General features: G+C 51.4%; 28 protein-coding genes and 1 other RNA gene. 16 read left to right on the top strand and 13 right to left on the bottom strand.

Translation table 11 applies throughout. The features are described 5' to 3' along the window. The first annotated feature begins 182 nt into the window (after positions 1–182). From C2I18_RS22550 to C2I18_RS22580, 7 genes are all read left to right on the top strand, one after another. Positions 183–1,469, top strand: a complete 1,287-nt coding sequence (locus C2I18_RS22550) for a CapA family protein (protein WP_249897969.1) — start codon at positions 183–185, stop codon at positions 1,467–1,469. A gap of 113 nt (positions 1,470–1,582) precedes the next feature. Continuing rightward, positions 1,583–2,314: a glycerophosphodiester phosphodiesterase gene (locus C2I18_RS22555; protein ID WP_249897970.1), complete on the top strand. Its 732-nt coding sequence runs from the start codon at positions 1,583–1,585 to the stop codon at positions 2,312–2,314. 54 nt (positions 2,315–2,368) lie between these two features. Then, positions 2,369–2,992 carry a fumarylacetoacetate hydrolase family protein gene (locus tag C2I18_RS22560; protein WP_249897971.1) on the top strand — a complete coding sequence of 208 codons (624 nt, stop codon included), beginning with the start codon at positions 2,369–2,371 and terminating at the stop codon, positions 2,990–2,992. A gap of 11 nt (positions 2,993–3,003) precedes the next feature. Continuing rightward, positions 3,004–3,804 (top strand): DUF92 domain-containing protein, encoded by an 801-nt coding sequence (locus C2I18_RS22565; protein WP_249902206.1) that lies wholly within the window; start codon positions 3,004–3,006, stop codon positions 3,802–3,804. A 44-nt stretch (positions 3,805–3,848) separates the two neighbouring features. Beyond that, entirely contained in the window at positions 3,849–4,475 is a 627-nt protein-coding gene (locus C2I18_RS22570) for a TetR/AcrR family transcriptional regulator (protein WP_249897972.1), read from the top strand. A 36-nt stretch (positions 4,476–4,511) separates the two neighbouring features. After that, entirely contained in the window at positions 4,512–6,440 is a 1,929-nt protein-coding gene (locus tag C2I18_RS22575; protein WP_249897973.1) for an ABC-F family ATP-binding cassette domain-containing protein, read from the top strand. A 176-nt stretch (positions 6,441–6,616) separates the two neighbouring features. Continuing rightward, positions 6,617–7,096 (top strand): DL-endopeptidase inhibitor IseA family protein, encoded by a 480-nt coding sequence (locus C2I18_RS22580; protein WP_249897974.1) that lies wholly within the window; start codon positions 6,617–6,619, stop codon positions 7,094–7,096. A 94-nt stretch (positions 7,097–7,190) separates the two neighbouring features. Here the strand turns inward: C2I18_RS22580 and C2I18_RS22585 are convergent, their stop codons facing one another. The 6 genes from C2I18_RS22585 to C2I18_RS22610 form a co-directional block, all read right to left on the bottom strand. Next, positions 7,191–8,024, bottom strand: coding sequence for a hypothetical protein (locus C2I18_RS22585; protein ID WP_249897975.1), 834 nt, complete (start codon positions 8,022–8,024; stop codon positions 7,191–7,193). Further along, positions 8,008–9,051 (bottom strand): M42 family metallopeptidase, encoded by a 1,044-nt coding sequence (locus tag C2I18_RS22590; RefSeq protein ID WP_249897976.1) that lies wholly within the window; start codon positions 9,049–9,051, stop codon positions 8,008–8,010. Before C2I18_RS22590 ends, C2I18_RS22585 begins: the two co-directional genes overlap by 17 nt. Before the next feature lie 22 nt (positions 9,052–9,073). Beyond that, positions 9,074–9,367 carry a LapA family protein gene (locus C2I18_RS22595; protein ID WP_249897977.1) on the bottom strand — a complete coding sequence of 98 codons (294 nt, stop codon included), beginning with the start codon at positions 9,365–9,367 and terminating at the stop codon, positions 9,074–9,076. Between the two features lie 86 nt (positions 9,368–9,453). After that, positions 9,454–11,244 carry an oligoendopeptidase F gene (pepF, locus tag C2I18_RS22600; protein WP_249897978.1) on the bottom strand — a complete coding sequence of 597 codons (1,791 nt, stop codon included), beginning with the start codon at positions 11,242–11,244 and terminating at the stop codon, positions 9,454–9,456. Positions 11,245–11,458: 214 nt separating this feature from the next. After that, positions 11,459–11,629 carry a hypothetical protein gene (locus C2I18_RS22605; protein ID WP_249897979.1) on the bottom strand — a complete coding sequence of 57 codons (171 nt, stop codon included), beginning with the start codon at positions 11,627–11,629 and terminating at the stop codon, positions 11,459–11,461. 6 nt (positions 11,630–11,635) lie between these two features. Next, positions 11,636–11,869 carry a hypothetical protein gene (locus tag C2I18_RS22610; RefSeq protein ID WP_249897980.1) on the bottom strand — a complete coding sequence of 78 codons (234 nt, stop codon included), beginning with the start codon at positions 11,867–11,869 and terminating at the stop codon, positions 11,636–11,638. A gap of 172 nt (positions 11,870–12,041) precedes the next feature. Between C2I18_RS22610 and C2I18_RS22615 the strand changes: the two genes are divergently transcribed. Continuing rightward, entirely contained in the window at positions 12,042–12,239 is a 198-nt protein-coding gene (locus C2I18_RS22615) for a cold shock domain-containing protein (RefSeq protein WP_249897981.1), read from the top strand. A gap of 169 nt (positions 12,240–12,408) precedes the next feature. On the opposite strand, the gene C2I18_RS22620 is transcribed toward C2I18_RS22615, so the two are convergent. After that, positions 12,409–13,710 (bottom strand): MFS transporter, encoded by a 1,302-nt coding sequence (locus C2I18_RS22620; RefSeq protein ID WP_249897982.1) that lies wholly within the window; start codon positions 13,708–13,710, stop codon positions 12,409–12,411. Positions 13,711–13,902: 192 nt separating this feature from the next. Between C2I18_RS22620 and C2I18_RS22625 the strand changes: the two genes are divergently transcribed. Beyond that, the gene (locus C2I18_RS22625; protein WP_249897983.1) at positions 13,903–14,985 is read left to right on the top strand and encodes a tetraprenyl-beta-curcumene synthase family protein; all 1,083 of its coding nucleotides are present in this window, start codon (positions 13,903–13,905) and stop codon (positions 14,983–14,985) included. A 63-nt stretch (positions 14,986–15,048) separates the two neighbouring features. After that, positions 15,049–16,020, top strand: a complete 972-nt coding sequence (pfkA, locus tag C2I18_RS22630; RefSeq protein ID WP_249897984.1) for a 6-phosphofructokinase — start codon at positions 15,049–15,051, stop codon at positions 16,018–16,020. A 110-nt stretch (positions 16,021–16,130) separates the two neighbouring features. Here pfkA and C2I18_RS22635 read toward each other — a convergent pair whose 3' ends face one another. The 4 genes from C2I18_RS22635 to C2I18_RS22650 all read right to left on the bottom strand — a co-directional run bounded on the left by C2I18_RS22635 (position 16,131) and on the right by C2I18_RS22650 (position 20,221). After that, on the bottom strand, positions 16,131–17,495 hold the full coding sequence (locus C2I18_RS22635) for an MATE family efflux transporter (protein WP_249897985.1): 1,365 nt from the start codon (positions 17,493–17,495) through the stop codon (positions 16,131–16,133). A 121-nt stretch (positions 17,496–17,616) separates the two neighbouring features. Further along, entirely contained in the window at positions 17,617–18,849 is a 1,233-nt protein-coding gene (locus C2I18_RS22640) for a putative glycoside hydrolase (protein ID WP_249897986.1), read from the bottom strand. 233 nt (positions 18,850–19,082) lie between these two features. After that, a complete protein-coding gene (locus C2I18_RS22645; RefSeq protein WP_249897987.1) occupies positions 19,083–19,277 on the bottom strand; it encodes a hypothetical protein in 195 nt (64 codons plus the stop codon). Positions 19,278–19,441: 164 nt separating this feature from the next. After that, a complete protein-coding gene (locus tag C2I18_RS22650; protein WP_249902207.1) occupies positions 19,442–20,221 on the bottom strand; it encodes a YitT family protein in 780 nt (259 codons plus the stop codon). Positions 20,222–20,589: 368 nt separating this feature from the next. Between C2I18_RS22650 and cshA the strand changes: the two genes are divergently transcribed. After that, on the top strand, positions 20,590–22,215 hold the full coding sequence (gene cshA, locus C2I18_RS22655; protein ID WP_249902208.1) for a degradosome RNA helicase CshA: 1,626 nt from the start codon (positions 20,590–20,592) through the stop codon (positions 22,213–22,215). Positions 22,216–22,309: 94 nt separating this feature from the next. Here the strand turns inward: cshA and C2I18_RS22660 are convergent, their stop codons facing one another. Further along, a complete protein-coding gene (locus C2I18_RS22660; protein ID WP_249897988.1) occupies positions 22,310–22,402 on the bottom strand; it encodes a YjcZ family sporulation protein in 93 nt (30 codons plus the stop codon). 180 nt (positions 22,403–22,582) lie between these two features. On the opposite strand from C2I18_RS22660, the gene C2I18_RS22665 reads away from it, so the two are divergent. The 3 genes from C2I18_RS22665 (at position 22,583) to C2I18_RS22675 (ending at position 24,227) form a co-directional block, all read left to right on the top strand. Beyond that, positions 22,583–23,380 carry a YesL family protein gene (locus tag C2I18_RS22665; protein ID WP_249897989.1) on the top strand — a complete coding sequence of 266 codons (798 nt, stop codon included), beginning with the start codon at positions 22,583–22,585 and terminating at the stop codon, positions 23,378–23,380. 104 nt (positions 23,381–23,484) lie between these two features. Continuing rightward, a non-coding RNA gene (gene ssrS, locus C2I18_RS22670) (6S RNA) lies at positions 23,485–23,677 on the top strand. 160 nt (positions 23,678–23,837) lie between these two features. Beyond that, entirely contained in the window at positions 23,838–24,227 is a 390-nt protein-coding gene (locus C2I18_RS22675) for a DUF1499 domain-containing protein (protein ID WP_249897990.1), read from the top strand. Positions 24,228–24,376: 149 nt separating this feature from the next. Here C2I18_RS22675 and tpx read toward each other — a convergent pair whose 3' ends face one another. Further along, a complete protein-coding gene (tpx, locus tag C2I18_RS22680; protein ID WP_249897991.1) occupies positions 24,377–24,895 on the bottom strand; it encodes a thiol peroxidase in 519 nt (172 codons plus the stop codon). A 111-nt stretch (positions 24,896–25,006) separates the two neighbouring features. Here tpx and C2I18_RS22685 point away from each other — a divergent pair, with 111 nt between their 5' ends. Continuing rightward, positions 25,007–25,633: a rhomboid family intramembrane serine protease gene (locus C2I18_RS22685; protein ID WP_249897992.1), complete on the top strand. Its 627-nt coding sequence runs from the start codon at positions 25,007–25,009 to the stop codon at positions 25,631–25,633. Between the two features lie 11 nt (positions 25,634–25,644). Continuing rightward, positions 25,645–26,559 (top strand): glutamate biosynthesis transcriptional regulator GltC, encoded by a 915-nt coding sequence (gene gltC / locus C2I18_RS22690; protein WP_249897993.1) that lies wholly within the window; start codon positions 25,645–25,647, stop codon positions 26,557–26,559. Positions 26,560–26,575: the final 16 nt, after the last annotated feature.

Here is a 26,575-nt window from a genome sequence, read left to right on the forward strand (position 1 = left end):
TACTTTGGAGGCTGAAGTAATAGTTATGCTATAATAGAAACACTTTAAGGCAAAGGAGAATATTTGTACCCATGTATCCGCCGCGATCAAGCAACCGACAGAAGAGCAAGAAAAGGAGCAAGCGCCGGCGCAAAACGGCTTGGGCATGGATAAATGTAAGTCTGCTTTTTTTGATTACAGCTATGCTTACTTTTTATTTCATCAGTGATAACGAAAAAAGCATTTCTGCCCCTCCGCCCGGGGAGGAAGCAGTCCAGCCTTCACCGGAGAATACGCCTCAGGCGACGCTGGCAGCAGTCATGCCTACGCCTGAAGCAGAACCTACAGCTGTTATTACGCCTTCTCCGGCAGTAACGCCGGAGCCCGAGCCTTCACCTACCCCCGAACCGGTGATGAGCCCCGAAATGACCGCCGCGCCGGAAGCAACAGAAGCTCCGGATGAAGATGAGGCCGGCGGGAAAGCAGACAGCCCGGCGTCCGGCGGGAGTGCTGTATCCGGCTTGCCGGAGGATGCTTCCGGAGAGACCATTAAGCTCAATTTTGCAGGAGACGTCATTTTTGCCGGCAGAGTGGGGGAGCTGCTCCAGAAGAATGGCTACGCCTATTCCTACGCCGCGCTGGACGGAATGTTCAAAAAGGATGATCTGACCGTCGTCAATCTCGAAACTCCGATCACCACAGGCGGAGTGGGGGCCGCCGACAAGCAGTTTGTATTCAAGGGTGCTCCTGAGGCGCTGGATGCACTCAAGGCCGCAGGTGTGGATGCGGTAAATCTGGCCAACAACCATACCCTGGATCAGGGTGAGGAAGGGCTGCTGGACACCTTGGACCATCTCAGCAAGCGCAGCATTCCATATGTCGGGGCAGGCTCGGACAGCAAGGAAGCTTATTCTGCGCAGTATTTTGAACGCAAAGGCATTAAAATCGCACTGCTGGGCTTCACACGGGTGATGCCGAAGAGCGACTGGATGGCTGGTGCGAAGAAGCCGGGGGTGGCTTCGGTTTATGACAGTGCAGAAGCATTGAAGGCCATTACAGCTGCCAGGAAGAAGGCAGACCTTGTTGTCGTCGTTGTCCATTGGGGCAAGGAACGGGTGGAGCAGTATGATGCTATCCAGCAGGCGCTGGGGCACAGCTTCATTGATGCCGGAGCCGACCTTGTAATGGGGGGTCACCCGCATGTACTGCAGGGCATTGAGCCCTATAAGGGCAAATGGATTGCCTACAGTACAGGGAATTTTATTTTTACCAGATCCACGAACCCCGCTACCTGGGAGACAGCAGTATTTCAGGCAGAGTGCAGTGCAAAGGGCCAATGCTCGCTTCAGCTGAGTCCGATGTACGCTGAGCTGGGCCAGCCAGTACCGATGAACGAAGCGGACGGACAGCTGCTGCTGAACAAGGTGGAGTCATTGTCCGCCGGACGGGTTAAGATCAACAACGACGGTACTGTCATGCAGGTCCGCTAGCGGGGTACCTTGTCTGATGAAACTATCGTAAGCAGGTCATTCCCCGTTCTTATGTCAAAGTATTCTCCGAGAGGTTCGGGGAGGGACCATACTTCTGCGGGAGGTGTACTTAGATGAAAAATATGTGTGTTGCCCACCGCGGATTTTCCGGAAAAGCGCCTGAGAATACACTCGCCGCCGTACGCATGGCGCTGGCCCTTCCCTTTGTGAGGTGGATGGAGATCGATGTTCAGCTTACCAAAGATGGCGTCCCTGTTGTCATTCATGATTTTTCACTGGACCGTACGACCAACGGACACGGGAAAGTGAAGAATATGGACTTTGAGCACATCCGGCGGCTGGATGCCGGCTACTGGAAAGGGCGTGCTTTTCGCGGAGAAAGGGTACCCTCTTTGGAAGAGGTTCTGACGCTCGCCGCGGGCAGGCTGAAGCTCAACATTGAGCTGAAGACAACCGGCGATATGTATCCGGGGCTGGAGAAGGCCGTAATTGATCTGGTCAATGCCAAGGGTATGCGCGATGAGGTGGTCCTGACCTCGTTCGACGCCGGTGCGCTGCAGCGGATCAAGGAGCTGGACCCCCGTATAAGCACAGGGCTGATCTACGATTCAAGAATGGGAGACCCTGCCAAAAAGCTGAAGGAGCTGGACTGTTCCTTTCTTTCGATCAGCTTTGCCCGGCTGAACCCGGGGCTTGCGAAGCTGCTCGCCGAACGCGGGATCAAAATTATGGCCTGGACAGTGAACAAGGCGAAGGAAATGCGCCGGCTGTCCGAAATGCATTCAGATATCATGATCTGTACCAACCGTCCGGACATTTGGGGCGATACGTTTTTGAAGGCTTGACAGACATTTATTCCGCTTGGCAACTACTATCGACGGGAAGAGAGCTGAAGGTATATGTGCGCTGCTGTTAATAACGTTTACTGTGTTGGACGCAATTACAAATTACATGCTGAGGAACTCGGCAATGAAGTTCCGGCGGAGCCGCTCATCTTTCTGAAGCCCTCCCACTCGGCTGTCTCCCTTGACAAGGCAGTGATTGAGCTGCCCAAAAATGCCGGTATGATTCATTACGAAGGCGAACTGGTTCTGCGTATTGCCCGGGATTATACTCCAGGCATGACTGTAGAGGAGCTGGTCGATGTCATGGCGCTTGGCCTGGATTTCACATTGCGGGACGTTCAGGACGATCTGAAAAAGAAAGGTCTGCCCTGGACGGCTGCCAAAGGCTTTAAGAATGCCGCTCCGCTGACCCCGTATATTGCGTTTCCGGACAAAGAGGAGCTGGAGGCCAGCGATTTTACAGTGCTCAAGAACGGAACCGAGGTTCAGCGCGGTAACGTGAAGAATATGATTTTCCCCTTGCAAAAAATTATCGATTTCATTGCTGCCCGCTACGGGCTTGGCAAAAATGATATTATTTTTACGGGCACACCGGCAGGGGTAGGCCCCGTTGTTCCGGGCGATTCGTTCGAGCTGTACTGGGGTGACAAGCTGATGGGCACCTGCCTGATCGGTTGATGAGTCCGCTGATTCAATGGGTGATCGGCGCCTGCGGCGCCCTGCTGGTCGCCGGAGCCGCTTACCGCAAGCAGTCGCTCAGCTTCTCCGGCATGGTCGCGGCTGTACTTATGGGAACGATCTATTTCGGAGCCGGAAATGCGTTCTGGTTCGGCATACTGCTGGTGTTCTTTATATCCTCCAGCATGCTCTCCAGGCTTCATCATGAGAACAAAGCGGAGCTTGAGCAGACTTATGACAAAACCGGCCGGCGGGATGCCGGTCAGGTATTCGCCAACGGCGGGATGGGCATGCTGCTGGTGCTGCTGAATGCGGTCTATCCGCTGGAGCTCTGGGGATTTCTCTTTATCGGCGTAATGGCCACGGTTACTTCGGATACCTGGGCAACAGAGATCGGTACACTGGCCAAGAAGCCTCCGCGTTCCGTGCTGACAGGCAGGGTGCTGCCTGCCGGAACCTCGGGCGGCGTCTCGCTGCCAGGTACCCTTGCCGCAGCTGCCGGCGGCATCCTGATCGGTGTCGCTTCATGGGTGCTGCGCGCAGTCTCGGGAATGGAAAGTCATCCCTTCCTGCTGCTGGTGCTGGCCGGTCTGGCCGGTGGTCTGGCCGGGGCATTTGCTGATTCCATCCTCGGCGCGACGGTGCAGCGGATGAACCGCTGTCAGGTCTGCGGCCGGGAGGTGGAGGCCTCGCAGCATTGCGGGACACCTACTGTGCACTCCCGGGGCTGGCGCTGGATGGACAATGATGCGGTCAATGCAATCAGCTCGCTGATCGGCGGAGCGGTTGCACTTCTGGCAGGTGTGATATGATTTAGTAACATGTACTGATATACTCAATGTTAGGAGGTGGACCGGTGAGCAGCGCATCCTCAGAGCGCAAACATAACGCTATTCTTGATGCTGCTTATGAGCTCTTCGGTTCAGGCGGTTTTTACGAAACGAAGATGTCGGAAGTGGCAGAGCGTGCGGGAATTGCAAAAGGCACGGTCTATTTATATTTCAAAAGCAAGGAAGACCTGTTCATGGCCGTTACGCGGCGTGACTGTGAAGGATTTCTGCTGCAGCTTGAGGACAAGCTTCAGGCTTGCGGCACTCTGGCAGACAAATTATCGGTTATCGCCGTGCATCATCTTTTTTATTACTATGAACGCAAGCAGCATACCAAGCTGTTCTTCCGGGCTCCCAACAACAATCCGGAGCTGATGGCTTATATGGCCCAATTCATGCAGGATTACATGCAGGCTGTAGTAAAGGTGCTGCTGGAAGGCAAGGCGAGGGAGCCTGAGCTGATGGCGGAGTCCTATATCGGGATGCTGGACCGCCTGAAGATGGATATTATGCTGAACCCCGGCTTTTCGGAGCAGGATGCGCATAAACGGGCGGAATTTGCTGCCGGGCTGTTCATCCACGGGGCATTGGGCAGCATGAACGCTGATGAGGTACATAACCTGCCTGTAGCAGAGGAACAGGAAGAGGCGTAATCCGCTGTTAAAATATAACGCAAGCGAGGACAGAGCATGAATATTATGACCGTGGAGCATCTTTCCAAGAGCTATGGAGAGAAAATATTGTTCCGTGACGCATCGTTTGGCATGGATGACCGGGATAAAATCGGAGTTATCGGTGTCAACGGTACAGGGAAATCAACCTTTCTGAAAATTATCGCCGGGCTGGACACAGCAGATGAAGGGCAGATTGCCATCGGCAACGATGTGCGGGTCCAGTATCTGGCGCAGAATCCGCCTTATGAACCGGAGAATACCGTGCTGCAGCAGGTGTTTGCCGGGGATGATCCGGGACTTGCCACCATGCGCGAATATATGGAAGTCACCGCTTTGCTGGAGCAAAATCCGGGTGACGCGGGACTTGAAAGCAAGCTGGTGCGCATCAGCCAGGCGATTGATGCAGCAGGAATCTGGCAGCTGGAGAGTGAAGCCAAAACCGTGCTCACCAAGCTCGGAATCACGGCTTTTGATGCGCTGATGGATACGTTATCCGGCGGGCAGCGCAAGCGTGTAGCTCTTGCAGCGGCGCTGATTACACCTTCGGAGCTGCTGATCCTGGACGAGCCTACCAACCATATTGATACTGATTCCGTTGCCTGGCTGGAGCAGTATTTGCAGAAGCGGCGCGGCGCACTGCTGATGGTGACGCATGACCGTTACTTCCTGGAGCGGGTAGCGAGCGTAATGCTGGAGCTGGACGGCGGACGTCTGTTCCGCTATGAAGCGAATTACTCCCGGTTTCTGGAGCTGAAGGCGGACCGTGAGGAGCGTGAGGCCTCAGCCGAGCAGAAGCGGCAAAATCTGCTGCGCACCGAGCTGGCCTGGATCCGGCGGGGAGCCAAGGCGCGGACTACGAAGCAGAAGGCCCGGATCGACCGCTTTGAGAAGCTGAAGGAGAGCCAGGGCGGCACCTCGTCAGGTTCTATGGATATTTCCGTGGCTTCAACCCGCTTGGGCCGCAAAATTATTGAAATCAAGGATCTGACCAAGGTCCTGGATGGACGGACGCTGATTAAAGATTTGAATTATATTGCCGTTCCCCAGGACCGGGTAGGAATCGTCGGCAAGAACGGCAGCGGCAAATCTACACTGCTGAACATGATTGCCGGCAAGCTTCAGCCTGATAGCGGCGAAGTTGAGCTTGGAGCAACTGTCAAGCTGGGATACTTCACCCAGGAGCATCAGGATATGGACGGCAGCATGCGGGTCATTGAGTATGTAAAGGAAGAGGCGGAGATCGTCAAAACGGCGGATGGCAGTGTCATCACGGCAGGCCAGATGCTGGAGCGTTTCCTGTTCCCGCCGGCTATGCAGTGGACTCCGATTGCCAAGCTGTCCGGGGGCGAAAAAAGACGACTTTATCTCCTCCGTGTCCTTATGGGAGCCCCTAACGTGCTGCTGCTGGATGAGCCTACCAATGATTTGGATATCGGAACACTTGCCATACTGGAGGATTACCTCGATGAATTTCCCGGCGTAGTCTTTACAGTATCCCATGACCGCTATTTTCTGGACCGTGTCGTTGATAAGCTGATTGCCTTTGAGGACGGGAATATCCGGGTACATGTCGGGAACTACAGTGAATATGAGGAATGGATGGCCAAGAACGTTACTTCGCGCAGTGATTCCGCCACGAACGAAGGCGCCGGTAAACGCGGAGCACCGCAGCAAAACCAGAATGCCTCAAGTCCGCCGCCGGCCAAAGAAAAGGTGAAGTTCACCTTCAAGGAACAGAAGGAGTACGAAACCATCGATGAGATGATCGAGCAGGCGGAGCAGCAGCTTGTTGATATTAATGCGGAGATGGAAGCTGCTTTTGCAGATTCAGCCAGACTTCAGGAGCTGCTGGAGAAACAGCGTCAGGGTGAAGCGGAGCTGGAAAGGCTGATGGAGCGCTGGACCTATTTGAATGAGCTTGCGGAGAAGATTGCCGGAAAGTAAAGCGCAAGGTTTACAAATACTTTTTTTTATAAAAGCAGTCTGGCGCCGGGATTCCGGCTGCCAACTGCTTTTTTGATCGGCAGCAATGACCGCATATCAGAGGAATTTTCCTGCTCTGGTCAAGCACACTGGCGATTTTGATCTCCTGTAATACAGTATTACGAGGAGGCGGTTGCATGCCAAGAATAGCCCAGACTACCAGTGGGTTAAAAGCCTTTATTGCTGCTGCGGAAATGGCCTGGTTTGACGTGTATGATTCTGCAGATGAATTCAGGGTCATTACGGTCGGCGGTGCAGAGTATAAACGTCTGCCGCTGAAGTTCAGTACCAGAGCCAAGGTCATTGCGTATTTCCGGAAATATTGGGGAACTGCGATGAGTAACCGGATGTTCTGCAATCTGCAGACTGTTACCCGGAATAACAGATTGTATGTTATTGTGGGAGACACCGGGACCATCCCGTTCATCCCCAGAAGAATTACGGTCAGAAGCCGGACTGCAAGCAGAATCAGATTGACGGCGGTGCTGTCTATCGATGAAGCAGCGGATGAAGATATTGAAAGGGTGCGCTATCTGATCGCTAAATCAGGCGAGAGGCTCGTCATTCTGAACAGGGACAAGAAAAATACCGATCCCCGGTACTCTTCCTGTCCATAATCCTTATCCACTAACAAAAAAGGGTGCCGCAAGAGTAATGTTACCATTACGGATGCAGCACCCTTTTGCTGTTACTGGCCTTGAATAAGTTTCTTTATTTGCTGCCTGCTACAGCGATCATCTGTACAACCGGCCGGGAATCGCCGGTCAATACAATCTCTTCGGCATTCATTTGCGAGGAGCCGTCGCCGTCGAGGAAAATGCCTTCCCGCCCTTCACCAGGGACACTGTGTAGTACCGCGGTGCGGAATTGTTCCGCTGTACAGAGCGTCGGTGTAACGATCAGCCAGAGCTTCCCGGAGCTGTCATAGACCATCCCGGAACGCAGCCGCTGCTCATCAGCATAGGGGAGGTGCTCAGCTCTCATAGCGGTTGTCCACAGCTCTTCCTGCTGCAGGTGCATGCTGATCCCTCCCTGGGCCCAGTAGTGCGCGCGGTCAGTGATCTTAAGCTCGTCACCGGAAGAGACGGTCTGAACGGACAGCCTGCCGTCCGTTCCATTCCAAACCATGGTTCCGCGGGCATATTTGGCATTGAACCAGCCGGAGCCATAACCGCCCCGTGTTCCGTTCACAGGGACATCGTTCACGATAGCAACTGACAAAAGGTCCTCTCCGTAGAAGAAGCCGCCGTTGATGCCATAAGCCGCAACCTGGCGCAGCGGTATTCCTGCAGCACGCAGCGCAATGTCCTCAGGAGCAACTGCCATCATATGCAGGTTCACCTGTTCGGGGGTTGTTACCTCTAAATACTCATATGTATGGGGGAGGCCGTCAAAAGCCTCTTTCAACTGCTTATCCGTCACTGCCAGGAGGAAAGTCCCTATAAGGGCCGCAGCTGCCAGCAGCGCAGCCAGTGCAATAATTACCGCTCTGCGCTGTAGGAGCTGCCGTACTTTACTGCCGCCCGGTTCAGCGGGTGCCGACATAAGCGGCCAGCAGCTTGGCTGTATTCAGCACGGCCTGCTTGTGCGTGCGCTCCATGGAGTGGGAGGCGTGTACACCAGGTCCGATCAGGGCAGCGCGGATGTTGTTGCCTCCCTTGAGGGCGGCGGAAGCATCGGAGCCGTACTGCGGATAGATATCTACCGCAAAAGGAATAGCCAGCGCATTAGCCAGCTCGATCAGCCGGCCGGTCATGGCATAATCGTAAGGTCCCGACGAATCCTTCGCGCAAATTGAAACGTCGGTTTCCTTGCAGCTCAGATCATCGCCCATGGCTCCCATATCCACAGCGATCATCTCGCTGATTTCACCGGGAATCCAGGATGCGCCATGTCCCACCTCTTCATAATTGGAGATGAGGAGAGAGAGGTTGTGGAGGGGGTTCCAGTTCTCGCGTTTGATGCTTTCAAGCAGACCAAGCAGTGCAGCTACGCTTGCCTTGTCATCCAGGTGGCGGGATTTGATATAACCGCTTGGAGTAATTACTGCGCGTGCATCAAAAGAAATAAAGTCGCCGACAGCAATCCCCAGCTTCCGCACCTCATCCTTATTCGATACAAGCTCGTCGATCCGCACTTCCATATTTTCTTCAGAACGTTTGAAATCACGGGCATCGGGATAGACGTGAACGGAAGGATGACTGGTCAAAATGGTGCCGGTATAGGTCAATCCGCTGCGGGTATGAATGATGCAGTATTCATTTTCAATACTGTTCATCGTAAAGCCGCCGACAGAGGTCAGCCGGAGTGTGCCGTTAGGTTTGATTGAGCGGACCATGGCACCAAGGGTGTCCACATGGGCGCTGATTCCGATTGTCCGGGAAGGATCAAGCCCGGGCACAGTCAGAATGAGGCCGCCCTTTTCGTTCCAGCTGAGCTCGACACCAAGTGCGGCTGCTTCCTCGGCTACAAGGTTCATAATCTGTGTGGTGAAGCCGCTTGGGCTGGGGGTATCAAGCAATTTTTTGAGAATGGCAAGAATATAGGTTTCGTTAGGCTGAATAGTAAGCATTGTGAAATCCTCCGTTCTTCGTTTAAATTTCATCCGGTGTGCTCAGGGAATCCAGGGAGCTTCCGGTATCACGCAGCTTGGAGAGCTCTGCATGGAGCGACTTGATCTCTTTCTGCAGTTTGTACTGGCGGAAAATGCCGTAGGAACCCACGATAACGCCTCCAATGAGCGCGCAGCCCAGAATGACTAGAATGAGGGGGATGCTGACGACATCAAAGCCGAAATTGACCTGAACCGGATCGACATTGATGACTGCGAATACGGCAGTAAGCAGAGCGAAGATTAGACCGAGTATAAGTGACCATTGCAATCTCATGTGACATTCCTCCTTGGGGTCGTGTAACAGTACAAATCCCTTGCCAGGCAAGGGCAAGGGATTATTGTAATACTAAGCTGTCCGGCTTATTTGGTCAACTGCTCCATCTGCTCAATCACGCTCTCGAATACGCTCATCGCTTCGCGGATCGGCTCCGGAGAAGACATATCTACGCCGGCTTTGGACAGAATGTTGATCGAATAGTCGCTGCCGCCGCTTTTCAGGAAGCCGAGGTAACGGTCCACAGCAGGTTTGCCTTCCTCGAGAATCTGCTTCGCAAAGCTGGTCGCAGCCGAGAAGCCGGTGGCATATTTATAGACGTAGAAGCTGTTGTAGAAATGCGGAATGCGCGCCCATTCCATTTCAATATCTTTGTCCACAACCATGTCTTTGCCGTAATATTTGACGTTCAGATCATAGTAGATTGCAGACAGGTCCTGAGGAGTCAGGGACTCGCCGTCTTCTGCACGCTGGTGAATGATCTTCTCGAACTCGGCAAACATCGTCTGGCGGAATACGGTTGTGCGGAACTGGTCGGCATAATAGGTAAGCAGATACATTTTTTCCTTAGGATCCGTTGACTTGTTCAGGAGATAGTCCATCAGCAGCGCTTCATTGGTAGTGGAGGCTACTTCCGCCAGGAAAATCGTATATTGGGCATCCCGGTACTTCAGCGCATTGTCCGAGTAATAGGAGTGCAGGGCATGACCCATTTCATGTGCCAGTGTGAACATGCTGTTCAGGTTATCGTTATGGTTCAAGAGCACGTAAGGGTGAGTGCCGTAGGCTCCCCAGCTGTAAGCGCCAGTCCGTTTGTTCTCATTTTCGTAAATATCGATCCAGCCGTTGTCATAACCTTCCTGCAGCACACTGAGATAATCCTCGCCGAGCGGCTTCAGGCCTTCTTTGGTAATCTTTTTGGCTTCTTCAAAAGTAATGTCCAGCTTGTATTCATCCACCAGCGGAGCGAACAGGTCGTACATATGCAGTTCGTCAACGCCGAGCAGCTTCTGGCGCAGCTTCATGTAGCGGTGCATCAGCGGCAGACTCTCGTGAATGGTGTCGATCAGATTCGTGTACACCTCTTTGGGGATATTATCGCCATAGAGCGACATCTCCAGGACAGAAGGGTACTTGCGGACACGGGAATAAAAGACATTCTTGTTCACGTTGGCGCTCAGTGTCGCGGCGATGGTGTTTTTTTGCTTGCTGTAAGTTTCATAGACGGCTTTAAAAGCGTTCTTGCGGACCTCACGGTCGGTGCTCTCCAGGAACTGGATGTAGCTGCCATGGGTCAATTCCACTTCTTTGCCTGCTTCATTCTTGATTTTCGGGAATTTGAGATCGGCATTGTTCAGCATGCCAAAAATATTCTGCGGCGCCTGGGAGATGTTGCCCACCTGCGCAAGCAGGGCTTCTTCAGCCTTGGACAGGACATGGGCCTTCTCGCGCTTCATTTCCGTCAAGGTGAAGGTATAAGCGGACAAATCAGGATCTGCGATGAACTGGTCCAGCTTCTCCACTGGCAGGGAGAGAATTTCAGGTGTTACAAAAGAGAGGGCTTCTCCCGCTTCAACACTAAGCTTCTTGGCTTTCTGGGTAAGTGCCTGGTAGGTCGGGGCAGCGGTGTCCTCATCCTGGCGCATATGAGCGTATACATACAGGCGTTCGGCCAGCTGTGACAGCTGGTCGTCAAGCTCAAAACAGGCCTTAAGCTGGTCCGGCGAGTCAAGCTTGCCCTGGAAACCGGAAGCTTTTTTGATCAATTCCTTGACTTCGGCGTATTCCTTATCCCATTGCTCCTGTGAAGCAAACATATCTTCAAGTTTCCAGCGATTCTCGGCGGGTACTTCACTTCTTTTCAATAATTGTTCCATGGAAATCCTCCTTGAATGATGGGATATAGTAGGCATATACTTTTGCGGTTCTGCTGCGCTGGTAACATCGCCAGGCAGCAGGCTTAGTGCAAGCAGCAGTGTAAGGGTTCTGGCGGGAAAGGGCATATCCTGCGCCTCCTGAGTTCATAGAGTCTGCTTAGTATGCCCTGCCATTTCCTGATTATGAAATTTTGGAGTGAAAGCCCCGCAAAAGTTACGCAAGCAAGCTGTAAATAATGAAGACAAAAGCGAGTGCAATCATGATGACCGCAGTCAGAGCCATGCCGCGTTTATAGCGGGGAGGCAGCTTATCCTTGGACATAATCAGCACGGCTCCGAGACAGAGGACAGCAATAACGTAAATTACAAGATTTCCGTTATCCATGCCAGCCTATACCTGCTTGAAGGCAGCCATAATATTGTTGTATTCTTCTTCATTATCCTTGTAAGATTCTTTGTTAAAGCGGTTGTTAACCCACTGCATCATGGCCGGACGGCTCATAAAGGTATGCGTTTCTTCTCCCCACTGGTCGGAAATCTCACGGAGAATGATATAACGGCCCTGAACCTCCACGGTCATCATGTTCCATTTGTCTGTTTTGTATATCTCATGTTTTTTGATCATTATCATTACCACCCTGGCGATTTTTGGCTTTTGGGTCAATGATAACGCAGAGGGGAAGGGAAAAGCAAATAAAATCACTACTATAGGTAAAACATGGATTGATTTGCAGGAATAGATGGGGTATAATGTAAGCATACGTCATATATGGCGCTATTTTTAGGAGGTTGTTCATTTGAAAGGTACAGTAAAATGGTTTAACGCAGAAAAAGGTTACGGTTTTCTTCAAGTAGAAGGCGGCGAAGATGTATTCGTTCACTTCTCAGCAATCCAAGGCGAAGGCTTCAAGACTTTGGATGAAGGCCAAGAGGTTGAATTTGATATCACTGAAGGCAACCGCGGTCCTCAAGCAGCTAACGTAGTTAAATTATAAGAAACAGCATGGCAGGCATCTGCCGGCTGCAATATATATTGAATTATGGCAGGCACTTGCAAGAGTGGTAACCATCAACTCACAGGACACAGTTCTTTCGGGAACTGTGTTTTTTTGTTGCGCTGAAAAGCCCTGGCCGCGGAATCCGGGCAGCCAGGGCTACAGCATGTTATAAAGATGTTTTATCGGCGGCTGGTACATCCGCCTGCGCAGAGCCCGGGGCAGGTTCAACCGGGCGTTTGCGGAAGGGCCGGCGGGGGACTCCGCCGCCAGTATCCAGAAGATGCTTGAATAAAAAACCGGCAAATGCTGCGACAGAAAACCCGGTGGCTACGATGTAGAATACGGAACGGCCGGCATTTTCAAATATAATACCGCCGAAGGTCCCGCTGAGCAGACCTGCGGCACTCGACCAGACAACTGTGAATATCGCCTGGCCCGTAGCCCGCAAATGATCGGGAATAATCCCGGTGATGTAACGGACAGCCGTTACAAAGAAGATTCCGAACGATACGCTGTGCATGGCCTGGATTGCGACAACGGTTATTGGCTCCTGGGCCAGTGACATGAACAGGAAGCGCAGGGTGAACATCAGGCTTGCAGCCGCGAGCAGGGGGAGCTCTTTAAACTTCTCGCCGTATTTGCTCAGCAGGAAAAAAATGGGGATTTCGCTCAGGGCGGAAGACAGCAGCGCCCAGCCGACAATCTCATCTCCGGCATTCATTTCCTTAAGGCTCAAGGTGAGAAAGGCTTCATTCATCCGGTAGCCGGTGGCCAGCACCAGGACGCAGCCGAAGAACCACAGGACCTCTTTTTGCAGCAGAATTTCCTTGAGCCCGCTTCCCTTAGGAGATTCATCCGCTCCATCGGCAGCAATTGTGTTCAATTTCTGGACAGCGCTATCACGTTTAACATCCTTCAGCCCTATGGTGATGAGCAGTGCCGCGATTACTACAATAATACATAAGGTGATGCTCCATGAGGAATCAAGGACTCTCAGAACATAGCCGACAGTTAGGGCGAAGAAAGAATAGCCCAGAGACCCGAAAACGCGGATAGAGATGAAGTTGCGTTTATGCCGCTCGGCAATTTTGATCGCCATGGTGTCTGCAAGCGGAAAAACCGGGTAATAGAAGAAATAGTAACAGGTTAGAATAATCAGTACTGTCCCAAACTCTTCGGCCCTGGACAGCAGAATTGCTGTCACAAGCTGGCCTGCAAGCAGAATAGCCATAATCTTGCGGACGGTGCCCAGCCTGTCACTGATCATGCTCCAGAACAGATTGGAGAGGATGGAGATCAGGGGGCCGACGGCATAGAGCAGTCCGATTTGCGTGCTGCTGAAACCAAGATTTGCATAAAACAGCGGGAAATACGAAACGGCCAGCACGCTGGTGCCGTAAATGGTGAACATGAAGGATCTAAGCCAGTTCTGGTCGCTGTACTCGCTGCTGGTCCGTCCTGGATACATTGATGTTGCACTCCTCCGATATCAAATATGCCTAGTATAGCATAAAGATAAGTCTGTATGTTTGTTAAAAATGAGGTATTTCTGAATCTTTCAACCTTTTGCGAAAGTGATTTTGTTGTTTGTACAAAGAGGTTGATGATATTATAATAATGATGATTTGGATAAGGAGACAACAATGTGGAGGCACTGTCATTGAATGAATTTGAGCAAGGCCGTTACCTCAGTCCCAGGGGCCCGATAGGGCTCATGAACAGGGTCTACAAGTACGTGCTGCCGGAAGTGCGGGAACACCTTGGTTTCTGGCGTCAGGATGCAGAGGGCATTCCTGATCCTGAGCTCCGGAAACAAGCGCTTGCCAGCATAGAGACCAAGCAGTTTCACTGCGAAGGCGGCGGAATTTATGCTGCCGGCAATTTGTCGATGAGACATATACTGATTCCGCTAATTGTTGCCTATCAAACGATCAGTGATTACCTGGACAACCTGTGTGACCGCAGTACATCGCTTGATCCGGCCGATTTCAGGCTGCTGCATCAATCGATGCTTGATGCGATTACTCCAGGTGCTGTGCCTGTTAATTATTATGCGCTGCGCAGCGAACAGAACGACGGAGGGTATTTGTCCAGGCTGGTACTCAAATGCCAGGAGATGACTGCACTGCTGCCGGGATATGGCGCAGCAGCGGCGGAAATCAGGGATCTGGCCGTGCTGTATACGGATTTGCAGGTATACAAGCATATCCGCCCCGAACTCAGGGAAGCTGCCCTGAAGGAATGGTGGGCGAAAGAAGGACAGCGGGCGCCGCATCTGCACTGGAATGAATTTGCAGCTGCAACGGGCTCTACGCTGGGCATTTTTATGCTGTTTCTGGCTGCCTGTGATCCTAAACTCAGCACTTCGAAATCGGCTTCGATCCGTGCCGCATACTTTCCGCATCTCTGCGGACTGCACATTATGCTGGACTATCTGATTGATCAGGATGAAGACCGGGCCGGCGGTGATCTCAACTTCTGCAATTATTATGACACTACTGATACGATGCTGGACCGGATCGCCTCCATTGTGGAGTGGGCCCGCAAAGACGTAGAGACCCTTCCTGAAACCTCCATGCACCGCATGGTCATCGAGGGACTTCTGGCACTTTATTTATCCGATCCAAAAGTCAGTGAACAGCGTGAAGTGAGGCATGTATCCAAACGCCTGATGAAGAAAAGTCCGCTGACAAGACTGTTCTTTTTTGTTAACAGCCGGTGGATACGCAAGCACATGTACTAGAAGCAGCAGAGCTTACTACCTGAATGGTACAGAGCTATGCTCAATTTAAGGAGGAACTTTGGAATGACTAACGTTAAAAAAATTGCAGTACTGACAAGCGGAGGAGACTCCCAGGGGATGAATGCGGCTGTCCGGGCGGTAGTACGCAGCGCCATCTATTACGGCATCGAGGTTTTCGGCATCCAGCGCGGCTATCAGGGCCTGCTGAACCGTGACATTTTCCCGATGGATTTGCGCAGTGTCGGTGATATTATCCAGCGCGGGGGAACCATTCTGCAATCAGCACGCTGTCTGGAGTTCCTGAAGCCTGAAGGACAGCAGCAAGGTGCGGATATCCTGAACGAGATGGGGATTGACGGCCTGGTGGTTATCGGCGGCGACGGTTCTTATAAAGGCGCCAACAAGCTAAGTAAACTGGGAATCAAAACAATGGCCCTGCCGGGAACCATTGATAATGATATCTCCTTTACAGATTACACCATCGGTTTTGATACCGCTGTAGGTGTGGTAGTGGATGCCGTGAACAAGCTCCGTGACACCATGTCCTCCCATGAGCGTTCTTCCATTGTCGAGGTAATGGGACGCCACTGCGGAGACATTGCACTGCACGCCGGTCTGGCTTCAGGAGCAGAAACGATTCTCGTACCGGAAATGCCTTATGACCTTAACGAAGTTGCAGACCGGATGCGTGACAACTTTGTCAAAGGCAAACGCCACAGTATCGTGATTGTCGCTGAGGGCGTGGGCAAAGGTGAAGATGTAGCTCAAGCGCTGAAAGACCGTCATGCTTCCCTGGATGCACGTGTAACTGTACTTGGACACATTCAGCGCGGTGGCACTCCGACCCCTGCTGACCGTAACCTGGCCAGCCGTCTCGGTGACTTTGCAGTCCGTAAACTGCTTGAAGGTGAATCCGATAAAGCTTGCGGAATTATCAAAGGCGAACTTACGCTTACGGATATCGACAAGGTTGTTAACACCAAAAAAGGCTTTGACACAGAGCTGTACGAACTGGCTTCCCGTTTGTCACAATAATATCCTGAATATCAAAAGGAACAGCTGCGGATTATTCCGTGCTGTTCCTTTTTTTAGTTACTGCGCCGCTGTTTCTATCTTACGCCTGCAGGAACCGGATAATGCTTTATTTAACGCTGGATTTGGGCAGCTGCAGCGAACTTCCGCTGGACCTTGACGAGTCTGGCCAGGAGGAGAATGGCTCCAATGGCAAGTCCGGTAATCAGACCCACCCAATATCCGTATGCACCCATATCTGTATAAGTCGCAAGGACATAACCCGTAGGAAGCCCGATCACCCAATAAGCAACGAAGCAGATGATAAAGGCCGGATTTACATCTTTATAACCCCGGAGGACACCTTGGGTAGGTGTAGCGATGGCATCGGAGATCTGGAAGAAGATCGCATAGATCAGAAAATGCTGAATCAGTGAGATGACTTCAGGTTCATCCGAATACAACCCTGCAACCGAACTTCCTGCGAAAAGAAGTACAAGCGCTGTCAGCAGCGAGAGGACTGCAGCAGAACCGATCCCCATAATCCCGTACTGTCGGGCATCCTTCAGCCTGCCTGATCCGTTCTCAAAGCCGACTAGAATCGTCAGGCTCATACAGATGCTGAGCGGGATCATATATAGGGTGGAGGCAAAATTGATTGCGGCCTGGTGGGCGGCAATGGTAACGGTGTCGAAGCGGCTCATCAGCAGCGTTACCGCCGAGAAGACAGCCGTTTCAAAGAAGATGGAGAAGCCGATAGGTACCCCGATCTTGAGTAATTCCTTTATGCTGTTGACAGACAGGGAATAGAAATTGCGGAACAGCCGCAGGCTTTTAAATGGCTCGGCACGGTAGACGAAGACCAGGGCAATAATAAAAATGACCCAATAGGTGATGGCTGAGGCAACACCCGCACCCACGCCTCCAAGACTCGGGAAACCGAATTTTCCGAAGATCAGCAAATAGTTGAGCCCGACGTTTACCGGGAGGGCAATCAGGGTGATCAGCATCGACACGCGCGTCTGGCCCAGCGCGTCAATGCAGCTGCGGACAACTGTATAGCCGAATAATGGAATGATCCCGAAGGAGATCGCACACAGGAATTGGAAGGCAATGTCATGGACCTGCGTCTCCAGATTCATAAATTCCAGCACCGGAGACAGAGCGAAGCTGCCGGATAAGAGCACCAGCAGCGATACAATGAGCGAGAGCCAGATGCCCTGTGTAACCTGATAGGCGATATCCTTATCGCGTCTGCTGCCGATAAGGTTGGAGACGATCGGGGTTATCCCCATCAGAATTCCGCTGAGGCCGGTCTGTATCGGAATCCAGAGGCTGGTGCCGATAGCGACACCGGCCAGGTCTGCCGTGCCGTGTTTGCCAGACATATTGGTGTCAAAAAAGGTAATGGCGGACAGGGCAACCTGTGTAACAAGTATCGGGAAAAGAATATGCAGGAACTGTCCTGCCTTTTGCTTGGTGGAATAAGTTTGCTTCATCAGTTTAGGCCTCGTTCTTTAAAATTTTCAGGTGGAACTATTTGCTCAGTAAAAGACCCGGCAGGGCCGGGTCCGTGTTGATGCATGATAGTAAAATAGGGAGATATGATGGCAGGACGCTTTACTTCTCGTAATCTACATCTGCAGTATACCGGTTATTGGCGTTCCAGAGCAGGAATTCGTCAACATTTTCGTCTTTGAGTGCCCGGATCTGGTCTTCAACCTGCTGCTTGCCGTATTTAACATAATGGCCGCTTCCCAGCCAGCTTGCAGTAAAGTCCTGAATCCAAGGGCGGATGATCGGCTTGTAGCTGCCCAGAGGGTCAAGCTTCTTGTGGGTATCGACCATTGAGCCTTTAATTGTCGCATAAGGGTCTTTGTCCGGATCCTTCACATTGAACCAGCCGGTGGAGTAATGGCTCGGATAGACCATCGGGCTGATGACATCCACATTCTTGGAAATCTTCACGAAATCCTGTCCGATTCCCTCAGCAGCCGGAACCGAGGCGGCATAGCCGAAGATATCGACAGATACACGGACGCCGAGCGGAGCCAGCTCAGCTCTGGCATACTTTACAAAGTCGGCAATAATTTCGACACGGGGTCTGTCCGTTTTCGTGTATTTCAGCGTGTCAGCACGTTTCTCGAACCCTTCAGGGAAACGGACATAATCAAACTGGATTTCCTTGAAGCCAAGCTTGGCGGCTTCCTTGGCGATGTCGACATTGTATTTCCACACATCTTCATTATAGGGATTAACAAAGCTGTCGCCGCCTTTGTTCTTCCAGACACTGCCGTCTGAATTTACAAAGGAAAGCTCCGGGTGGTTCTTGGCGAGCACCGAATCCTTGAATACGACGATCCGGGCTATCGGATATACCTCATGCTTCTGCAACCGCGTCATAAGCTTGTTGATATCCCCGATGAAATTCTGGGGTGTGCCCATTTCCTGCAGCTCGGGATTATCTGTCTTGTATGTGATATATCCGGCATCGTCTTTAATGTCGATTACCATAGAATTAAGTTCTGTCTTGTCGAGCAGAGCCAGCAGCTGTTCCATGCGTGAGCCGCCTGCACTGTAAGCTGTGACATAGATTCCTTTTACTTTGGGAGCATCCGGCTGCGGATCAGTATGAGCCGCGCTGTCTGTGCTGCCGGCGCCCGGAGTGGCGCTTGGGGCCGGTGAAGTGCCGCCTCCGGCATTTGGTGAGGGTGAAGCAGAGGTGCCAAGCTGTGCTACAGCGGCGGGATTTGACGCAGTCTGCAGTACGGCTGCCACTTCGGCGTCATGTCCATGGTGCGATGCTCCGACACTTCCCAGTGTCATCATCAGTAAAGCCCAGGTGATGTTCATTTGTTATTCGCTCCCTTTATGTACATTCATTTCAAGTATAAATGACCGGCACGTTCCAAAAAGAACAGACTTGTAACAAAGCTGCAAATTTTGTCGCTAAAAATACCGCTCTTGTTGTTTTTAAACGGGTAGCACCGATTCTAAACTGATGATTAAAAAGTAAATGCCGCCCGGACCGGCGTAGAACCGGACCCGAAGCGGCAGCTATCAAAACTTGCATTCAAGCAGCTTGCTCAGTGAAGATACGCAGAATTCTGATGCTCACAAATGCTGTGCTGGATGATATCCATGGCATCTGCCGGTTCCAGAATACTCAGACCGTCACGCAGAACAATTACAGAATTCAATTCGTCCTGCTTGAGAAACGGCATCATATCAGGATACCACCTCATGACGATTGCTGACAGTTTTACCGTTTCCATTTCCATAAAAATCACCCTTTCCTTTTTCGAATCGAACTGAATTGAAATTCAGGGTCCACCCGGAAAAACGAAGTGCCTGGAAAAAAGAGGGGTAAAGCACAATCTTCATGAAATTGTTAAGGTCCTGCGTGAGTCTAATATATCACAGATTTAAAGCATGCGCATTTTTTTCAATGTGATCTTTTCCGGAATGATCCCATAACACCGACAGTTTCCACAATGTTCACAAAAGCCTGGGGATCGCTTGTTTTAATGATCCGCCGCAATTCTGCGAGTTCATACTTAGTGGTTACTGTCATCAGCATGTCCCTTTCCACATGAGAATAAGCACCTTCGGTTTTGATCTTTGTAACCCCGCGCTGCAGCGGCAGAAGCTGCTGGAGCAGCTCTTCTGTACGGTTGGTTACAATATACACCGTAACCTTAACATGACTGATGTGAATCAGATCCACGACTTTTCCGGTCACATAGATGGAGATCATGGAAGCCAGCGCCAGGTTCCAGTTGTCATCAAAATAAGCGGCGGCCAGGATCACGAGACCGTTGAGTCCTACCAGAATATTCCCGATCGGGAAATCACGGTATCTTGTAATGATGGACCCGAGGATGTCGAAACCGCCGGATGAGCCGCCAACCCGGAAAGAGATTCCGGCACCGGCACCTACAAGGACTCCGCCAAAGACGGAGGCCAGGAGCATATCCGATGCAACTGTGGCTGTCGGAACGAGTGCCATAAGCCAAGTGGTAGCCCCTACGGAAAGGATGCTTAGAATGATAAACCTCCGGCCGAGCTGGAACCAGCCGGCGACGAGCAGCGGCACGTTAAAGAGGAAATACAGCAGGCTGATGTTAAAGGGTGTGAAATAACCCACAAGCATTGCAAGCCCTGATACCCCTCCGCTAAGCAGCCTGTGGGGAATCAAAAACAGATTAAAGCCGCATGCAATCATTGCAGATCCAAGGATTACGGCCAGGTAATTCCCGATTTGTCTTAGTTTGAACAAGCAATTCACCTCTGACGTTTAATGTAAGTAATGAAAGAAAGGAATACACTGGTATTCCTGATCGGGTTTGTGATATAATGTATAGGATATTCTTGAGTAGAACGTTACAATGGTATTTTTGCATTGCTTCGGATGTGAAGCTACAATTGTTCAGGTGCTATCCTAATGCCTGATCTTAGGACAAATTTGTCCCAATACGCGTAAACCATGCAGAGATTACGGCATGTTTGGACAGCCTATAAATGTGTTTACCGCTACTTAAGAATACAGACAAGCATGTGGAATGTCCACTGTATAGAAGGAGCATGAATAATTTGAAAACATTCGCAGAATTCGGCTTGGAGCCAAAGGTGCTTCAAGCAATCACAGAGCTAGGATTTGAGGAAGCAACACCCATTCAGTCGCAGGCGATTCCTATCGCACTGACCGGATCGGACATGATCGGACAAGCACAAACCGGTACCGGTAAGACTGCTGCATTTGGTATTCCCCTCATTTCCAAAATTGCACGGGAAGAAGAAAAAATTGTGGCGCTCGTTATGACGCCAACCCGTGAGCTTGCTATTCAGGTGGCTGAAGAAATCGGCAAGCTGACCCGTTTCAAGGGACTCCGTTCCCTGGCCATTTACGGCGGACAGGATATCGGCCGCCAGATCCGCGGTCTGAAGAAGAAGCCGCAAATTATCATCGGTACGCCAGGACGTCTTCTCGATCACATTAACCGCAAAACGATCCGTCTGGATGATGTTCAAACCATCGTACTTGATGAAGCTGATGAAATGCTGGATATGGGCTTCATGGAGGATATCCAGACGATCCTCAAGCTTGTACCTGAAGAGCGCCAGACTATGCTGTTCTCAGCAACAATGCCTCCTAACATTCAACGTCTTGCCCAGCAATTCCTGAAAGAACCGCAGCATGTATCTGTAATTCCTAAGCAAATCAGTGCGCCTCTGATCGACCAGGCCTATATTGAAGTGCCTGAACGCCAGAAGTTCGAAGCGCTTAGCCGTCTGATCGACATGGAATCCCCTGAGCTGGCAATCGTCTTCGGCCGTACCAAGCGCCGGGTTGACGAGCTTGCAGAAGGCCTGCAAAAACGCGGCTACTCCGCAGATGGCCTGCATGGTGACCTGTCCCAGAACCAGCGTGATGCGGTTATGCGTAAATTCCGTGACGGCAGCATCGACGTGCTGGTAGCTACTGACGTAGCGGCACGCGGTCTCGACGTTTCCGGCGTAACCCATGTTATCAACTTTGACCTTCCGCAGGATCCGGAGAGCTATGTACACCGTATCGGCCGTACAGGCCGCGCAGGTAAAGAGGGAACAGCATGGTCGTTCGTAACGCCGCGCGAAATGGATCACCTGCACCTGATTGAGCGTGTGACCCGTCACCGCATTACCCGCAAGCCGCTGCCTACTATGGCTGAAGCTATCGAAGGCAAACAGCGTATTACAGCAGAACGCCTGCTGGCTATGGTGGAAGCAGGAGAGCTTAACGAATACAAAGGGATTGCAATTCAGCTTCTGGAGCAGTACGATTCCGTACAATTGCTCTCTGCAGCCATGAAATTGCTGACCGGCGACACCAAGGATGCTCAGGTTGAGCTGACTCCGGAAGATCCGATCCGTGTAAAACGCCGTGGCGGCAAAAATGACATCCGCAGCGGACGCAAGCCTAACGGCGGATACGGCGGTAACCGTTCCGGTTCTACTGGCGGCGGATACCGCGGCAACCGTGAGGGCGGAAGCGGCTATGGCGGCGGCTACAAAGGCAACCGTGACAACAACAGCGGCGGAAGCACACGCGGCGGGTACAGCAGCGGCTACGGCGGCGGCTACAAAGGCAACCGTGACAACAATAGCGGCGACCGCAGACCGTCGACCCGTCCAAGCAGCACTCCGCGTCCGACCAAACGTGAAGATTTCGACAACTAATATACAGGTTTAACCCGACAGAAGACGAGGACCGTGAATACGGCCTCGTCTTCTTTTGTAGACATATTCAAAATGGAGATCATTATATAGTCAGTTAGATGTAAGTCCGGGTGATAATGACAAGCAGAATGAACAACACAAGAATAGTCCCGGTGGAAGTCCAGACGCCGTAGACTGGTGAAGACAAAAGGATCAACCTCCTCTGATTATTGGTGATTATCTTGGATAGGCTGCTAATATATGGACTATTTGCCGTGATTGCGCAGACGTCTACCCAGAATCGTAATAATGGGCGCTGGAAAAGTCCGGGGCAAATAGGGTATAGTTAAGATACGCAGTATGCGCAAGACAGACAGGAGGAAGGGAATTGGAGTTTAAAGGTGCAATGGGCGGTCTATACCGCGTCACGGAGTGGATATCGAGAATCGCTTTCAGCAATATTTTATGGGCGATTTGCTCGGTGCCGTTTCTGTTCTTGGGGCTAATGAAGCTGATTATGCTCGGTTCGGGTACCGGTGGTGCCAATGAACAAATTACGCTGAACTGGGGGCTTGGCATATTGGCGCCGTTTACGGTGTTTCCCGCTACTTCAGCGCTTTTCACCGTAGTACGCAAGTGGGTCATGGGCAATACCGATGTCAGTACATTCCGCACTTTTTTTCAGGGGTACAAAGAGAATTATTTTAAAAGTATGCTTGGGGGCATCATCTACACTTTGCTGACTGTTATAATGTACGTCGATGTGACCGTATACATGACGCAGATGGCGAATTTCAGAATTGTCGGTATTTTGATGCTGGTGCTGATGATTATTCTGTTCGTCTCCATGTTTAATTTCTTCTCCATAGTGGTTCATTATCAGATGACCTTCAAAGAGGTGGCCAAGAATTCCATTCTGCTGACCATCGCCCGGCCGATCCGGGTATTCTCGACACTTCTCGGAGCCGGTCTGCTTATCTATATAGGTCTGCGGTACCCTGTGCTCTACGTGATCTGTATTCCTACCCTAATCGCTATGTTTGCTTTCTTTAACTTCTATGCCACTTATAACAAGCTGCAGCTGCAGGCAGAGAAGAAGAAGCAGCAGGAGCTGGAAGCCGCAGAGAGAGAAGAAGCGGAGCTTTTGGAGGATGAAGACGGTGCTGAGGATACCAAACGGATTTAACAGGATCCGGACGGTTGCGTTACAATAACAGCGAGAAAATGATTCCAGTGTAAATTAAAGCGCATACAGGTTTACTTTTTCGTTAAAACGCAATATAATAGTAACAAATCCTGCGATGTACGTTACGGTTGCTCGTTGTTTTGAACCAATGATAATGTCTCGGGAGACTTATTACGGAGCGCGGCTGAACAGCCCTGTCTATATGACCTGGGGAATTCAAAAACGACTTCTGCGGTCACCCACCTGCTGTAGCAGGTTCAGAAGACACTGTGATCGGACGGCATAGGCGGGTTTTCTACTGTTATTGACAAGGTATCCTGTTTCCCGCTTATCGGCGGGTGTAGGGTACCTTTTTACATGTAAGGAACTTAGGGAAAGTGAGTAATGCCCTTTTGTTCCTGTGATAAGAATGTTACACTAGATAAATGAACTTGGGATTTGAAGAGGGGGAAGAATTTTGTCGCTCAAAAGAACATTGGTCGGTATATTCCGCAGTCACGACGGAACCAGCGACCGTGCGAAAGATCCTTTACTAAAGACTCGGTACTACACGCTTTCTAAAGACAAGGCCTGGGAAGAGGTATCCTCCACACTGAAGAAGATTCCCGGTTATAAGGTGCTCCATGAGGTGCAGTCGGTGGGGGAGATTATTCTTGAAAAAAGAACATCGTTCGGACGCACACTGGATATCACGGTGTCTGTGCTGAACACTTCACCTGTACGCTGTGCGGTGGACATCTATTCCGCATCCCGCGGCTCGCTGGGCGACCTTGGCGCCAACTACCGTGTCATTCAGCGTCTGTACGAATCGCTTGATAAGAAGCTGGGGAAATACAAGGCGGATTAACGGCAGGAAGCCCAGTTTGTCCTGAGTTTGTATGCGGTTTCGCAAAGGGTGCGGGTCTTTGGGCGTTATTTGGTAACTTATAGGCAAAAAGCGGGAGAAGGATGACCTTCTGCCGCTTTTTTAAATCTTGGAGTAGTATGGGGCTGTAATTACAGCAGTTCTTTTACGGCAGCTACAGCGGCCTCATAATCCGGATGCTCGGCCATTTCGCCAAGGTACTCCACATAAGCCAGTTTGTTGTTCTTGTCCACAACGAAGATAGAGCGCATGTCGAGACGGAATTCCTTGATGAGCACGCCGTAGGCTTGTCCGAACGAGGTATCCTTGTGATCGGACAGCGTAATCACGCGGTCAATGCCGGCAGCGCCGCACCAGCGGGCCTGTGCAAAAGGCAGGTCTGTGCTGATCGTCAGAATAACCACGTCATCACCCAGCTCGGCGGCTTCTGTGTTGAAGCGGCGGGTCTGGGCATCGCATACACCTGTATCGAGGGAAGGCACAACACTGATCAGCTTGATTTTGCCGGCAAAATCACTGAGGGAAGCTTCTTCCAGCAGGTTCTTGCTGATTGTGAAATCCGGAGCGGAGTCACCTGGTTTAAGCTCGGGTCCTATGAGGGTGATCGGGTTTCCTTTGAATGTGGCTGCGCCAGTTCTTTCCTGTGTCATGTCCTTGTTTCCTCCTTGAGTGGTATAATTGGATTCTTACTGCCAGAATAAATTATAATCTTTTTAGAGACTTGCTGTCGAGCAAGACAAGATACATAAAGGATGGGTGCCATGATATTCATACGATACGAGAAATGGAAAAGCTACATCCGGTACTATCCGGTGACCTGTATTCTGATTCTGGCCAATGTTCTGATGTTTATTGTGCTGATGGTTAACGGCGGTTCAACAAACATTGAGACGCTTGTAAAGTACGGCGGCACTGTAAATATATCGCCTTTTAAAGAGGAGATGTGGCGGTACTTTTCGGCGATGTTTCTGCACAACGGCTTTGCGCATCTGCTCTTTAACTGCTTCGCGCTGCTCGTATTTGCGCCGCCGCTTGAAAGGCTGCTGGGCTGGTGGCGGTATGCGCTGCTGTATCTGGGCGGCGGTTACCTGGCTAATCTTCTTGCAGTCTCCGTCAGTGCACGTTCGGTGGTTGATGTGGGAACGGTATCTGTAGGTGCTTCAGGCGCAATTTATGCCGTGTATGGCGCGTTTCTGTACATAGCGGTACTGCAGAGAGGGATGATGGACGAAGGGTCGCGCAAAACGCTGTACGGGCTGCTGACGCTGGGTGTCATTATGTCGTTTGCTACCCCGAATGTGAACTGGATGGCTCATCTGGGCGGATTGCTCGCAGGTTTTTTCCTTTACGGACTTATAATACGCATCTTTAAAAGACGCAGAAGTTAGGGGGCTCTGACATGGAGCTTAGACAGCTGCAGTATTTTCTGAAGGTTGCCCAAAAAGAGCATGTGACCAGGGCGGCGGAGGAGCTGCATGTGGCCCAATCCGCGGTCAGCCGCCAGATTCATCAGCTGGAACAGGAGCTTGGGGTGGATCTGTTTATGCAGAAAGGGCGGAATCTTCAGCTTACACCCGTCGGACAGCTTTTTTGCAAAAGAGTGGAGTCAGTACTGAAGGAATTGGAGCGTTCCGTAGCGGAGGTGCATGAGTTTCTGGATCCGGAGCTGGGTGAGATCCGCATCGGATTTCCGCACAGCCTGGGCACTCATCTGATCCCTACAATCGTTGCCGAGTTCCGCCGCCATTATCCGCATGTGAAGTTCCGCTTCAAGCAGGGCTCATATCCGTCATTGATTAAGGATGTGCTTTCCGGTGAAATTGATCTGGCGTTTATTTCTCCTTTTCCGGAGAATGTGGGGCAGATTGCCGGGGATATCGTCATGACTGAGGAGCTGTTCGCAGTTCTTCCGCAGAATCATCCGCTTGCCGGTGAGGATGTGATCCGGCTTGAGCAGCTGAAGGATGAGAAGTTTGTTTTATTCAGCCAGGGATACTCCCTCAGACCGATTGTGTGGCAGGCTTGTCTCCAGGCGGGCTTTAAGCCGCAGATTGCCTTTGAAGGCGGGGAGACGGACACTATCCGCGGTCTGGTTGCCGCCGGCATGGGAGTCAGCCTCCTGCCGGAGACGGCACTGTATCAGACAAACCCGATGCAGCCGGCACAGGTAAGGGTAGTTGAACCTGCAGTGACAAGAACGGTGGGAATTATTCACCGCAGTGACGGCAAGCTTCCGCTCGTGGCCCGTTCCTTCAGAACCTTTTTGCTTACCTATTTCAAAGACAGAAACAGCAATACCCCGGTCGGCTCTTAGCCTTCCGGGGTATTTG

It is taken from the genome of Paenibacillus sp. PK3_47 (genome assembly GCF_023520895.1).
Taxonomy (GTDB): domain Bacteria; phylum Bacillota; class Bacilli; order Paenibacillales; family Paenibacillaceae; genus Paenibacillus_AQ.

Bases quoted from the DNA above. Each gene is read 5' to 3' on its own strand.
- C2I18_RS22550 (WP_249897969.1), top strand. From the start codon at position 183: ATGCTTACTTTTTATTTCATCAGTGATAACGAAAAAAGCATTTCTGCC.
- C2I18_RS22555 (WP_249897970.1), top strand. From the start codon at position 1,583: ATGAAAAATATGTGTGTTGCCCACCGCGGATTTTCCGGAAAAGCGCCT.
- C2I18_RS22560 (WP_249897971.1), top strand. From the start codon at position 2,369: ATGTGCGCTGCTGTTAATAACGTTTACTGTGTTGGACGCAATTACAAA.
- C2I18_RS22575 (WP_249897973.1), top strand. From the start codon at position 4,512: ATGAATATTATGACCGTGGAGCATCTTTCCAAGAGCTATGGAGAGAAA.
- C2I18_RS22580 (WP_249897974.1), top strand. From the start codon at position 6,617: ATGCCAAGAATAGCCCAGACTACCAGTGGGTTAAAAGCCTTTATTGCT.
- C2I18_RS22585 (WP_249897975.1), bottom strand. From the start codon at position 8,024: ATGTCGGCACCCGCTGAACCGGGCGGCAGTAAAGTACGGCAGCTCCTA.
- C2I18_RS22590 (WP_249897976.1), bottom strand. From the start codon at position 9,051: ATGCTTACTATTCAGCCTAACGAAACCTATATTCTTGCCATTCTCAAA.
- C2I18_RS22595 (WP_249897977.1), bottom strand. From the start codon at position 9,367: ATGAGATTGCAATGGTCACTTATACTCGGTCTAATCTTCGCTCTGCTT.
- pepF (WP_249897978.1), bottom strand. From the start codon at position 11,244: ATGGAACAATTATTGAAAAGAAGTGAAGTACCCGCCGAGAATCGCTGG.
- C2I18_RS22605 (WP_249897979.1), bottom strand. From the start codon at position 11,629: ATGGATAACGGAAATCTTGTAATTTACGTTATTGCTGTCCTCTGTCTC.
- C2I18_RS22610 (WP_249897980.1), bottom strand. From the start codon at position 11,869: ATGATCAAAAAACATGAGATATACAAAACAGACAAATGGAACATGATG.
- C2I18_RS22620 (WP_249897982.1), bottom strand. From the start codon at position 13,710: ATGTATCCAGGACGGACCAGCAGCGAGTACAGCGACCAGAACTGGCTT.
- pfkA (WP_249897984.1), top strand. From the start codon at position 15,049: ATGACTAACGTTAAAAAAATTGCAGTACTGACAAGCGGAGGAGACTCC.
- C2I18_RS22635 (WP_249897985.1), bottom strand. From the start codon at position 17,495: ATGAAGCAAACTTATTCCACCAAGCAAAAGGCAGGACAGTTCCTGCAT.
- C2I18_RS22640 (WP_249897986.1), bottom strand. From the start codon at position 18,849: ATGAACATCACCTGGGCTTTACTGATGATGACACTGGGAAGTGTCGGA.
- C2I18_RS22645 (WP_249897987.1), bottom strand. From the start codon at position 19,277: ATGGAAATGGAAACGGTAAAACTGTCAGCAATCGTCATGAGGTGGTAT.
- C2I18_RS22650 (WP_249902207.1), bottom strand. From the start codon at position 20,221: ATGATTGCATGCGGCTTTAATCTGTTTTTGATTCCCCACAGGCTGCTT.
- tpx (WP_249897991.1), bottom strand. From the start codon at position 24,895: ATGACACAGGAAAGAACTGGCGCAGCCACATTCAAAGGAAACCCGATC.
- C2I18_RS22685 (WP_249897992.1), top strand. From the start codon at position 25,007: ATGATATTCATACGATACGAGAAATGGAAAAGCTACATCCGGTACTAT.
- gltC (WP_249897993.1), top strand. From the start codon at position 25,645: ATGGAGCTTAGACAGCTGCAGTATTTTCTGAAGGTTGCCCAAAAAGAG.